The organism is Planctomycetota bacterium (genome assembly GCA_016207825.1).
GTDB lineage: Bacteria > Planctomycetota > MHYJ01 > JACQXL01 > JACQZI01 > JACQZI01.
The window spans coordinates 17,023-28,591 of the sequence record JACQZI010000029.1; the positions used below are offsets into that span (position 1 = coordinate 17,023).

The window sequence follows — 11,569 nt, forward strand, 5'->3', positions numbered from 1 at the left end:
GAGGAAGATATGAAAGACAGGCAGCTCTTGGCAAAAACCATCCCGGCGATGGTATTGGCCGCCCTTATCCTTATGGTCGGGTGCGCCGTAAAAAAGACGATAGAGTCTCCCCCGCCGCTGAGGCCGGCCGTTCAGGGCAGAACCTTTGTGTTGGACGAAATCAAGTTTTTCGAAGCGAGCAAAGCCGAAGTCCCGGACGCAACTAAAAGAAAGTATTCGTTTGAGTTTGACCGTGATTTGAGCCGCTATGTTTATTTTGAGCTGACCGTGCAAAATAAACTGTATGGTAAACAGGATAACAAAGTGAAAATTGATGCGAAATATTATTACCCGGATGGCAATCTAATGGGCGAACCGGTCCTGGAATACACCATCCCGCAAAGCTGGGATGTGGCCTTACTTCACCAGGGCTATGGATGGGATGAACCGGGCCAGTGGCCGCTCGGCACGTACAGGGTCGAGTTTTTTACCGGCGGGGAAAAATTAGGCGAAAAATCTTTTACCGTCTTCGAAACTAAAAAGCTCGGAAAGGGCCAAAAAGATGCTGAGAAAACCTGGACGAGTGGCAAGTGGGGTTTTGAAGTGACTCTTCCGTCTGAATACGATATGGATATTTTGGATAAGCCCGAAGGCATCCTTATCGCCCGGTTTTCTGATGGACAGGGCACTGTCAGGGGCATTATTGCCAAGGAGGATTCTGAAGGCAGGGCCGATGACTACCTGAATGACGTTATTGCGATGCTTAAGGAAGATAGTGATATCGAAGTAGTCAAAAATCCGAAGGGCAATAAGTCCGCGACGGTAGTTTATATAAGCAATATCAACGGCACGGATTACCAATACTATGCCCGGGTGATAGATATTGGCGGTGCCAAGTTCCGGGTTGTGTTTTATTGCCGGAAAAACATCTACGAGGAACACAACGACATTTTTGAAGAATACGCCGACACGTTGGAAGAGCTGGAATAATAAAAACCGCCTCTTGAGCGTCGGGACAATTCCAGCTTCTTTTGGGATACGGGATACTACTATATTTTAATATCACCTTAAATTTGATTTATTTGTTTATATGTCTATAATAAAGCCATGAAATACAAACTGCTTTTACTGCTGATTTTACCGTTTGTCGTAATGCTTTTTACCCCGCCGGCCTATCCGGCGGATGATGCAAAACAAGAGGCCGATAATTCCGCGCTAAAAGCCGATACCCAAAAACTAATCACTGAACTCGGCTCGGACGACTGGGAAACGCGTGAAGCCGCCCAAAAATCCCTGGAAACACTGCCGGATAGCAACCCGAGGCTCAATCTGGATGAGTTTGAAGCATCAATCGAGGATGCCGTCAAAAACGGCGATGCCGAAGTCAGCATACGCGCTAAACACATACTCAAAGTGATTGAAACAAGGAAACGGGCACGTTTCTCCAAAAGCTTCTTGGAAAAATTCCCGGATATCTATTCCGAAATAGGCGGCATGGACGCAGTTGATAAATTCGCCGTATTTAAAAAAGTGATAGAAAGCAAAGACCTTCCCCCGGAAAACACTTCCGGCGATGTCGCCGTGCTAATCAACGAAATCCTTTCGGATGGCGGGGCTGGCTTGGAATTAGGGCAAAAATACGAGATACTCGGCCTGGTCAATAAACCGGAGTGGCGCAATGCCGTTCGCCAGTCCATGTCGGGCATCAGGAAACTTGTCAGGGATACCGATCAATCCGTATCCTCCTATGCTATCAGTTCCCTCAGCAATATGGGCGATAAAGAATCGCTTCCCCTGATACGCGAATTGCTGGAGGATAAAGACGATAATATACGTTCCTCCGCCATCTATGCCATTTTGAATTTGGGGGATAAAGAATCACTTTCCCTAATACGTAAAATGCTTGATGATAAAGACGAGAACGTGCGCCGCGCCGCCTTAAGCGCTCTGGGCTCATTTTCTGATGCCGAATCACTCCCAAAAATACGCCAAATGCTTAAGGATAAAAGCGAAAATGTGCGCTCCTCCGCCGTTTATGCCGTTTTAAATCTTAGAGATGCCGAATCCATCCCTGAACTGCGCAAGATGCTTGAGGATAAAAGTTGGAATGTAAGGCAGTCCGTTATTACTACCCTTGCCGGGCTTAACGACAAAGAATCCATCCCCCAAATACGCAAATTGCTCGAAGATGAAAATATGCAGGTCCGCGCTTCTTCCGTGCGCGCACTCGGCGCTTTCGGGGATAAAGAATCCCTCAGCTGGATACGCCAGACGCTTAAAGATAAAGATATCTCTGTGCGCAGCGCCGTTGCGGAAGCGCTCGGCGAGTTGGAGGATAAGGAATCCATTCCCGAAATACGCGGGCTGCTTGAAGACACTGATGCTTACGTGCGCGGCTCCGCCATCGAGGCGCTTAATCGTTTGGAGGATGCCGAGTCCCTTCCCAAAATACGAAAGATGCTCGAGGATGAAAATATATCTGTGCGTATTTCCGCCGTAATTGCCCTTAACTCGTTTGTTGATGCAGAATCAATACCCAAAATACGCAAGTTGCTCGATGATGAAAATGCAGCTATGCGCCAGACTGTTTTCAGTGCCCTGGCCGGGCTTGGTGACAAGGAATGCATCCCCCGGATACGCCAGCTGCTTAAGGCGGAAGATTATAATACGCGCGGCTCCGCTATTGACGCCCTGGGCGAACTGGACGATAAGGAATCCATTCCCGCGATACGCGAATCGCTCGACGATCAAAATGAGTATATCCGTTACTCTGCCGTAGAGGCGCTTGGCAAACTAGGCGATAAAAAATCCATTCCAAAAATGCGCGAATTTCTTAAAGGCGAAGATGAAAACATGCATTGCTGTGCCGCCCGTGCCTTGGGGGAACTGGGCGACATGGAATCCTTGCCCGAGGTCAGAAAACTCCTTAAAGAAAAATCACCGTGTCATTGCATTATCAGCGCGCTTGGCTCGTTCGGCGACGAGGAATCCATTCCAGAAATAACGCGCTTCCTGGAAGATAAATCCTTTTATAAACGCGGCTGGGCGGCGATTGTGCTGATAGAGCTTGGCGTGAAAGACAAAGCCACCGAAAAGGAAATCAAGGATATTAAATTGTGCCAAAGGTATTATAAAAAGCGCGCCCGGGCGGCGCTGAATAAACTTAAGGCGCCTAGACCAGAATAAATATATAAAAAACGTCAAAGAAATATATATTTTCTCGCATTCCCGCTCTTTAATATGGTATACTATTTAAATGAAAAACCCATTCGTTTTAGCAACCACAATATGGTTCGGTTTCGCAGGGCTGATTCTTCTGTCATCCGTCGGTTGCGGGGATGTGAAGCTAAAAGCCCCGGATGAAGCCAAAATAAAAGAATTTGACAGTTGGCCCGGCGCAAAGGCACAAGAGTTCCTCAAAGCCCAGATAAATAAGAAAAAGGCGGATAATCCCAATAATGTCATTGAAGCCTCCCAAATAAAACCCGTGGATTATAACTGGCACAAGACTTTCTTCCCTGATTACGCCGCGTATGATGTCACCTACTCTTTAATCGACCCGCGGGATAATCAAGTGTACGCCTACATAAACGAACGTATTAGCATCGATAAAAAAGGCAATCGGCTCACTCCCGTCCAGGTTCCTTACGTCTTAAAATACCCCCAAATACAAGGCGCGCCTTTCCAAATAAAGACTAGAGAAGACGCCTTAAAATGCGCCGATGAATATGTAAACCTACTTTTGGAAAAAGCCTTAAAACCGGCGGACCTGAAAATCACTCAGGAAAACGATGGCAAACAAATATGGCTTATCAGTTACCGTGCTGAAGCCCCCGCTCAGGAAACGGAAATCGTCCTTTGGGAATTCAGGCTGGTTACGGATGCACAGGGAAAACTCATAACCGCGCAGGGCTCCTGCACATTTCCGGAGACGGATATAATAAAAGACCCTCGCTAAGACTGGAAGAAATAAACTTGAGCGAAGCGTAATCCCGACCGTAAGTGTCTGGCAATTCTGGCTCCACCATATTTAATCAATCAGCCAACCCTTTCGCAGAAAGGGACAAATTATTTCCTGAAGACACCATTCTACTTTAAATTGATGGATGTTCCCCGAAATGTAGTCCAGTAGGCGTCCCGAGAGGGGGAAATGAAAGGGAATGGCCATAACTGACCGCACTGTAATGGTCAACGGGTACATACAACCCGTATCCTTTTTGGAGTTTTTGAGTCGGCATTAAATTCGGAAGGGGTGGTTTCCTGTATCAGATGCTATTCCTTCAGCTTTTTAACCTTGCCAAAATGGCGCGGTTGATGGATATCCCGGAAAAATCATCGTTGGCATAAACGGCGAAACCGGATTCCTTATTCTTTGCCTAAGACATTCGCGCTGTTTTATACAGCTCTCCCAGAAAACCGGTGCGGGTCACTATATCGGCCAGATTGATTTTCCGGGCGTGCTCTGAACCATCAAGCTCGTTTGTCATATTTTGTCCTGGCGTAATTCCGGTAGCGCTCCCCTTAAAAAATTAGCACGCTACCGAAGCATTTAATTACTGGTAGAATATCGTTATTACTGGGGTTGTCAAGTGAAATGGATTGTCCTGCCACCCGCCCGTATACGGATTAAGCCCTCTAGTCCCGCTTTCCCTCCCGGTGTATCATGAAGATATTTTATTTGACCAGCCAACCAATGCTATGTATATTATACAGAAAATAAATAACTGTTATATACAAGGAGCTTGAACATGAGAAATGCGCTTTTTTCGGCTTTATCAACGGTAATATTTTTTTCAATGGCGTGTGCTGGAAACCCTTCCCAGCCGCCGGAAAGCAAACCCCAATTTTCGGAAACAGTAAAAAATCAAATAACGCCGGAAAAAGGGCGTGCGGAGCTGAAAATCCCTGAAGAGCTTTTGCGACGGGCTTGTCAAAACGTCGGTTACGGCGATAACATACTCGGTTTTACCGGGGAACAAATAGAGAGCCATCCGGGCAAGGCTTACCGGTTGGAATCCGTGCCCAAGCTCTTCGGTGATATAACCAAACTCCCCCGCTTCAGCGGGCGTATTTCCGAAAGTTTACTGGAAAATCCGGAGGATTTTACCGCTGCCGCAGTCTGCGGGTTTTCCCTGCTCAGTGTCTTATCCGGGGTCGGTGTTCACGCGCCCGGAGAAGACTGGGGAGTTGATTGGATACCGGAAAAGGCCGTCATTGACGAGGCTTTTGAAGCGGTCCTGGAAAAAGTGCGCAAGAGCGGCATAGAAAGCCCGATGAGCGAAGGCAATCTTAAAAACTGGCAGAAATTGCCTGACGCAATAAAGAAATTGGCTGTCAGGTTGATCATTGCTTCGATCGAAGCGGCTCCTGTTCTTAAAGAGGCTTTTGACGATGAATTCCTGCTTAAGAGTATCAAGGCGGATAAGCTTGATGGACTGACTCCTTCCCTGCTCTACAAATTTTGCGCGGACCCGTGGGTAGGCGAGAATGAAGTCACCCCGCGTAGGTCATTTGAGGCAATGGAACGCATTGATATGAAGTATCTTTGTTTCGGTTCCCTTTGTTACCTTACATACGCGCACGGTGCAATTGAGGAGTTCCGGAAATGGAAAAAAGATAACAAGCCGGAAATGAAAGATTTCAAAGGATGCATTTTCCAAACAACTGCGGGCATGGTATGCATCGCAGGCGAGGGCGCAGATGAACTATCCGGTGATTATTCACTGATAATTGACCTGGGCGGTAATGATGTTTACAAAGGAAGTACGGCCATACCGAGGTCGCTGGTTATGCCTATCAGCGCGGTGGTGGATCTTGGCGGAAACGATACATACGATTCAGGAGAAGAACCGGCCGCGCTTGCTTGCGGGAATCACGGCATAGGCGCAATATTCGAGTTCGAAGGGGACGATTCTTATGCCTGCCAGAGTTCAGGCATCGGATGCGCCTGGTACGGGACCGGATTGGTTATCGATTATGCCGGCAACGACAGCTACAACACCAAAGATGTTTGGGGCGAAGGAGCCGCCCATATCGGTGTAGGCATGCTTATTGATATTGCCGGTGACGACAACTACAACTGCGTCAAGGAATCGCAGGGTTTTGGCGGTCCCTTCGGAGCCGGACTGCTTTTAGATGTCCGAGGCAACGACACCTATAAATCCAAAGGCGAGCTTGCTCCGAGTGTTTGGGGTGAAAACCCGGTTAGCATGGCCATGGGGGTTGGGGTCGGTCGCCGTGCGGATTTTGGCGACGGACACAACCTTGCCGGAGGAGTCGGAATACTTGTCGAGGGTGCGGGAGATGATAACTATCAATCCTATGTTTTTTCCTTAGGATGCGGTTACTGGTGGGGATTGGGCATGTTTGAAGATTGCGGCGGCAATGATACCTATGGAGCGACTTATTATTCATTCGGGGCCGCCGCCCATTTCGCGGCTGGTTCTATGGTTGACCGTTGTGGGGACGATAACTATAATCTTAACTGCGAACGCGTCAAGGCTTCTTTCGGCGAAGGCCGGGACGGCTCGGTCGGCGTATTTTTTGAGGGGGAAGGGAATGATCGGTACCATGGATTGGAATATCGCTGTGCCGGAAACTCCGACCTTAAATCAATCGGCTTATTTTGGGAAAGATGCGGGAATGATATTTACGAAGTGCTCAATGAATTTTCCAACGTTTCGGAAACCCCAATAATTTTCGGCTCCGCATGCACGGATAGCGGCGATAATTTCAAGGAGACCCAACGCGATACATTCCCCCATGTGGGCATATTCCTTGATACAGGCGGTTCGGACACTTATTCAAACCTTAAGAAAGGGCCGTTGCACGAAGCCGTTGACAATCATCAATGGCAACACAACAAGGGACCGGTATTTTGGGGGTTTGGGTTGGATATTGATTGGTACCTGACGCCTTCTGGGGATAAAAAATGAATTCCGGTGATACTGATTAACTGACAAAAACCATTCTGCACTCTTTGTTCCAGAGACGACCCCGAATGCTGACGCACTCGGAACGCCTGATTATTTATTGCTGTGGAATCGCATGAACTTAAAAGAAGACCTTAACCAAACTCAATACGAAGCGGTCACCACAACCGAAGGGCCGGTACTGGTCATTGCCGGCGCCGGTTCAGGGAAAACCCGCGTCATCGAATACCGCGTCCTCCACCTAATCCAAAACAAGGTTGACCCCCAAGCCATCCTGCTTTTGACCTTCACCCGGCGGGCAGCCCGGGAGATGCTCTCCCGCGCCAGCCGGCACGATACCCAATGCCAGCACGTTGACGGCGGCACCTTCCACTCCTTCGCTTACCGGATGCTCCGTAAATACTCTCAATCAATCGGCCTCTCCCCGTCTTTTTCCATCCTTGATGAGGGTGATTCGGAAGAGGCTATCCAGCGTGCGGCTTCCAAATTCGGTGTCTATGAAGAAAAGCCGGGGGAAAAGAAGCGCTTTCCAAAAAAGGATACCCTAAAATCAATCTTCAGCGCCACGGTTAACAAGGGGTTTTCCGTCAATGATATCCTTTACCGGGAATACCCCCACTTCGTCCAATACGCCCCGGAGATAGAAAAAATACGCTCCGGTTACGATGAATACAAAAAGGCAAAGGGCTATCTGGATTACGACGACCTTTTGCTTTATCTAAAGGCATTGCTGGCGGATGAGGCAACCCGTGATAATATTTCCCAAAAGTATTGTTACATCATGGTGGATGAATACCAGGATACCAACCGCTTACAGGGCGAGATAGTTTTTGCGTTGGGTTCAAGGCATAGTAACGTCATGGCAGTAGGTGACGATGCGCAGAGTATATACGGATTCCGGGGCGCTACGCACGAGAATATCATGCGCTTCCCCAAAGAGTTTCCAGGGTGCAAAATCATCACGCTGGAAAAGAATTATAGGAGTCTTCAGGGCATCCTAGACGTGGCCAATCCGATACTGGAGAATATGGAAAAGAAATACCCCAAGCGGCTGGTCTCCGCGCAGGAATGTAGCGGCGGGAGGCCGATAATGAATTATTTCGCCAATGCCTATGACGAGGCGGAATGGATTGCCGGGACAATCCGCAATCTTTTAACCAAGGGGTTTTCAGCCGATGAGATTGCTGTTCTTTACCGGGCATCCCACCTTTCCATACCGCTACAGGCGGAGCTTGCTAAAAACGGGGTGGATTTTCGGGTCTTCGGCGGCTTGCGTTTTTACGAGCTGGCTCATACCAAAGACGTAATGGCATATCTTAAGATTATTACCAATCACCGGGACGAGCTTGCTTGGCACCGGGTGCTGACCATGGTTGATGGGATAGGTCCGGCCACCGCGGATAAGATAATAGGAGAAATCATTGCCTGCACAGATATGGGCGCGGCCGTGACACGCGTTTTGGCCAAATATGGCGCAGGGTACAAATACTCTGTGGAATTGAAAAAACTGATAACATTCCTTAAGGCAATCAGCGACAAGAAGTGTGGAATTGTGGAACAGTTGTCACAGGTAGTAGGACAATACACCCCGATAATGGAAGAGAAGTTTGACGACTGGCCCCAGCGGGCAACCGATTTGGAGGCATTGGAGCGGTTGATTACGCATTACCATTCCTTAAAAGATTTTCTGGCGGATTTGGCAATTGAGCCGCCGGAAAAGCGAGGGATAGATTTTAAAACAGAGGATAAAGCCGTAACGCTTTCCACGATACATTCCGCCAAGGGGTTAGAATGGGGCACGGTTTTTATCATCGCCCTGGCGGATGGATGTCTGCCCTCCCAATTCGCGATTAAAGATTCAACAGAGCTGGAAGAAGAGCAGAGGCTTTTATATGTGGCGGTGACGCGTGCGAAGAATAACCTGTGGCTTTCGCTTCCCATGGAAACGGAGAGGGCCGATCTGCCACGCGTAAATAAGCTCTGCCGTTTTCTGGCCGTGCCGAATGTGCTTGAAAAGATAAGTGAACAAGGCGTGTATTATTGAATCAATTATTTATACCTGATTTTTAAAGACAGGATGGAGAGAACCAAAAGCAGGCTGACCGCATTGGCTAAGATAATAGGCAGGTCTTTTTTAATAATGCCGTATCCCAGCCATAAAGCAACCCCGATAGCAAGGGTTGAAAAGGTAAGCAAAGAGATATCTTTGGTATGGCGGGAGCGCCAGCTTTTTATTGCCTGCGGCAGAAAAGAAAACGTGGTAAGGATGCCGGCAAGCAGTCCTAAAATGGTAATATAATCCATGGCTTAATAGTTCAATAGTTCAACGGTTAAACTATTCATTCGTTTGGTTATTTTCCCCCGGAGTGTTCTTGGACAAATTTCTTTATTTCCTCTATGTTTTCCAGGATAAGCTTTGCCTTAGACAGGCCGAAGGAAAAAGGGAATTTGTCATTTTCATCCCGCTTGATAACCAAAAGAGGTTTGCCTTTGTATTCGCTTCTTTCTATCATTTTTTCTCCGTTTATTCTCCCACGCCCGGAACTCCCGATATTCGGGTATCCCGCAGCATATCTGATTATTTATTCTCGAATATTTCTTTAGTAACGGATTTCAGCGCCTTGGCGCCTTCCAAATCTATCTTTGCCGCTTGCTCCCAAGAAACATTTACCCCGGCCGTTTTGGCGTCAATCATCGCATTAACGGTTTTCCCGACATTGCCATTGGACAGATAATGAGCCTCCAGATTTTCTAACGGAATATCCAATCCTGCCTTGACGGCATTGATATGGTTACTTACAATTATAACCGCGCTTACTTTCCTGAACCACATCCTTAAAAGAGAGGAAAAGCTAACCGGTGCGCCAGCAATAAAAGCCTGGAACCACAGGAAACCAAACCTGAATAGGATGATAGCCAGGATAAAAAAAGCAATCACCGCCCCGATTATTAATGTTACTTTCAAATCTTCCATAATTGCATTCTCCTGAATTTTAATCCGGTCCGTTTATCGCCATTTTGTCCTGTATTTTTTCCACCTTTTATGGAACCAAATCCACTCTCCGGGATTGCGCCGGATAATCTTTTCTATGCTTCCGGTATATTTCTGGATGACGTTCTGGATATCCCGGCTCAAGTTTCCGGCCGCAGGGGTGGGATAAATCGGTTCTTCAAACCCGATTACATACTTAAATGATTTACCGATTCTGTATGAATAGTAAGGAAGAATCGGGGCTGAGGTTTTAAAAGACAAAATTGCCGGCACCCTGGCTGTGGAGGCAAGCTGCCCGAAGAATTCTGCCGGAAATCCCTGTTTGCGCCCTGCCAAGTCTACCATATGGGCGATAAGCTCGCCTTTTTTGAGCATTTTAATGGAGCTTGCCGTAGCATTTTCCGCGGTGTAAAGAACAGGGGGCAAATTACAGTATCGCCGGCTGTTTTCAAGCAGCTTAAGGACCATCGGGTTAATCAAGCGGAAGGCAACCGCGTGTATGGGATAGCCGATAATTCCCATAATCTGGAGCGCGACTTCCCAGTTGCCCAGGTGCCCCCCCACCAGTATCACGCCGCGGTTTTCCCTGTATACTTTTTCCAGCATCCCAAGATTTTCAAACCGGGCGTATTTATGCCAGGTATCTTTCCTGATAAGGCGTTTTAGGCGGGTTGCATGGGCAAAGGATATCCCTAAACGTTCGTATACCTCCAAAACGATTTCCTGCTTTTTCTCTTTGGATAATTTATCTCTATAGGCATTATCCAGGTTTACCAGGGCGATATTACGGTGTGTTTTATCAAAGGCATAGGCTATCCTACCCATAAAAGCGCCTAATCCGGTAGCACCCCTGATGGTAAGCGATTGGAACAGGGCAACCAGGATTCTAAGCGGCAGGTATTGGGACAGGAAAATAACGTTTTTAGGAAGCGGAAGCCGGTGCCATGCCATCATAATCTTATTTCCCGTATTTTATAAATGAGCATAGTATACATCCAATGGAGAATTGTGCAATTATTTTCGGTTTCGGATTAAAAGAGGAATTTGGGCTGTGGCTTTTGGCGGAAAATAAATTTTTGCATAATCATAATTTTATGCTTGACAAATACAGGTGGATATGCTACACTGTGTTTCATTAGTAGGAATGTTAGTTGAGTGATAGTGTTTTGGCGGTTAGTTTAATAAGTTTTAGTGAGAATTTAATGAACCCCCAAAAAGTACTTTCAGCTTTGGGGGTTTTTTTATTGTTGTGAGAGCGTAGGCCCCGGAACGTATCGGGGGGAAAGGAGTATATTATGGGACGTAAACTATATGTTGGTAACCTGTCCTATGATTTAACCGAAGAGCAACTGAGGGAATTTTTCGCCCAAGCTGGCGCCGTTGATACGGTCAGCATGATAACAGAAAAATTTTCAGGTAAGCCTAAAGGTTTCGGTTTTGTCGAGATGGCTACTGATGAAGACGCCAAGAAAGCCATTGAGCAATTAAATGGCCAGACTTTGGCTAATCGTCAGATCGTCGTCAACGAAGCCAGGCCGATGCAAAAGCGAACCGGTGGTTACAATGCTTTTGGCGGCGGGAACAGGGAACGAAGAGACAGATATTAAACAATAGATGTCTTTAAGCGGGGAGTGTCTTTATTGATGCTCCCCGTTTTTTATTATTC

General features: G+C 47.3%; 10 protein-coding genes. 6 read left to right on the forward strand and 4 right to left on the reverse strand.

The features are described 5' to 3' along the window. Positions 1-9 precede the first annotated feature (9 nt). The 5 genes from HY811_10455 (at position 10) to HY811_10475 (ending at position 8,955) form a co-directional block, all read left to right on the forward strand. Positions 10-969, forward strand: a complete 960-nt coding sequence (locus HY811_10455; GenBank protein ID MBI4835217.1) for a hypothetical protein — start codon at positions 10-12, stop codon at positions 967-969. A 117-nt stretch (positions 970-1,086) separates the two neighbouring features. Then, positions 1,087-3,165, forward strand: a complete 2,079-nt coding sequence (locus tag HY811_10460; GenBank protein MBI4835218.1) for a HEAT repeat domain-containing protein — start codon at positions 1,087-1,089, stop codon at positions 3,163-3,165. A gap of 70 nt (positions 3,166-3,235) precedes the next feature. Continuing rightward, positions 3,236-3,937 (forward strand): hypothetical protein, encoded by a 702-nt coding sequence (locus HY811_10465; GenBank protein MBI4835219.1) that lies wholly within the window; start codon positions 3,236-3,238, stop codon positions 3,935-3,937. A 790-nt stretch (positions 3,938-4,727) separates the two neighbouring features. Beyond that, positions 4,728-6,914, forward strand: coding sequence for a hypothetical protein (locus HY811_10470; GenBank protein ID MBI4835220.1), 2,187 nt, complete (start codon positions 4,728-4,730; stop codon positions 6,912-6,914). Positions 6,915-7,026: 112 nt separating this feature from the next. Continuing rightward, entirely contained in the window at positions 7,027-8,955 is a 1,929-nt protein-coding gene (locus tag HY811_10475) for an ATP-dependent helicase (GenBank protein ID MBI4835221.1), read from the forward strand. 5 nt (positions 8,956-8,960) lie between these two features. On the opposite strand, the gene HY811_10480 is transcribed toward HY811_10475, so the two are convergent. The 4 genes from HY811_10480 to HY811_10495 all read right to left on the reverse strand — a co-directional run bounded on the left by HY811_10480 (position 8,961) and on the right by HY811_10495 (position 10,857). After that, a complete protein-coding gene (locus HY811_10480) occupies positions 8,961-9,215 on the reverse strand; it encodes a SemiSWEET transporter (protein MBI4835222.1) in 255 nt (84 codons plus the stop codon). Between the two features lie 47 nt (positions 9,216-9,262). Further along, complete coding sequence (locus tag HY811_10485) at positions 9,263-9,424, reverse strand: hypothetical protein (protein ID MBI4835223.1); 162 nt, start codon at positions 9,422-9,424, stop codon at positions 9,263-9,265. A gap of 65 nt (positions 9,425-9,489) precedes the next feature. Beyond that, on the reverse strand, positions 9,490-9,885 hold the full coding sequence (locus tag HY811_10490; protein ID MBI4835224.1) for a flotillin-like FloA family protein: 396 nt from the start codon (positions 9,883-9,885) through the stop codon (positions 9,490-9,492). Positions 9,886-9,918: 33 nt separating this feature from the next. After that, on the reverse strand, positions 9,919-10,857 hold the full coding sequence (locus tag HY811_10495; GenBank protein MBI4835225.1) for a lysophospholipid acyltransferase family protein: 939 nt from the start codon (positions 10,855-10,857) through the stop codon (positions 9,919-9,921). Positions 10,858-11,198: 341 nt separating this feature from the next. On the opposite strand from HY811_10495, the gene HY811_10500 reads away from it, so the two are divergent. Continuing rightward, complete coding sequence (locus HY811_10500) at positions 11,199-11,510, forward strand: RNA-binding protein (GenBank protein ID MBI4835226.1); 312 nt, start codon at positions 11,199-11,201, stop codon at positions 11,508-11,510. Positions 11,511-11,569 lie beyond the last annotated feature (59 nt).

What these genes read in the sequence shown, in the direction of transcription:
- HY811_10470 (MBI4835220.1), top strand. Translation starts at nt 4,728, where the DNA reads ATGAGAAATGCGCTTTTTTCGGCTTTATCAACGGTAATATTTTTTTCA.
- HY811_10495 (MBI4835225.1), bottom strand. Translation starts at nt 10,857, where the DNA reads ATGATGGCATGGCACCGGCTTCCGCTTCCTAAAAACGTTATTTTCCTG.
- HY811_10490 (MBI4835224.1), bottom strand. Translation starts at nt 9,885, where the DNA reads ATGGAAGATTTGAAAGTAACATTAATAATCGGGGCGGTGATTGCTTTT.
- HY811_10485 (MBI4835223.1), bottom strand. Translation starts at nt 9,424, where the DNA reads ATGATAGAAAGAAGCGAATACAAAGGCAAACCTCTTTTGGTTATCAAG.
- HY811_10465 (MBI4835219.1), top strand. Translation starts at nt 3,236, where the DNA reads ATGAAAAACCCATTCGTTTTAGCAACCACAATATGGTTCGGTTTCGCA.
- HY811_10455 (MBI4835217.1), top strand. Translation starts at nt 10, where the DNA reads ATGAAAGACAGGCAGCTCTTGGCAAAAACCATCCCGGCGATGGTATTG.
- HY811_10480 (MBI4835222.1), bottom strand. Translation starts at nt 9,215, where the DNA reads ATGGATTATATTACCATTTTAGGACTGCTTGCCGGCATCCTTACCACG.
- HY811_10475 (MBI4835221.1), top strand. Translation starts at nt 7,027, where the DNA reads ATGAACTTAAAAGAAGACCTTAACCAAACTCAATACGAAGCGGTCACC.
- HY811_10500 (MBI4835226.1), top strand. Translation starts at nt 11,199, where the DNA reads ATGGGACGTAAACTATATGTTGGTAACCTGTCCTATGATTTAACCGAA.
- HY811_10460 (MBI4835218.1), top strand. Translation starts at nt 1,087, where the DNA reads ATGAAATACAAACTGCTTTTACTGCTGATTTTACCGTTTGTCGTAATG.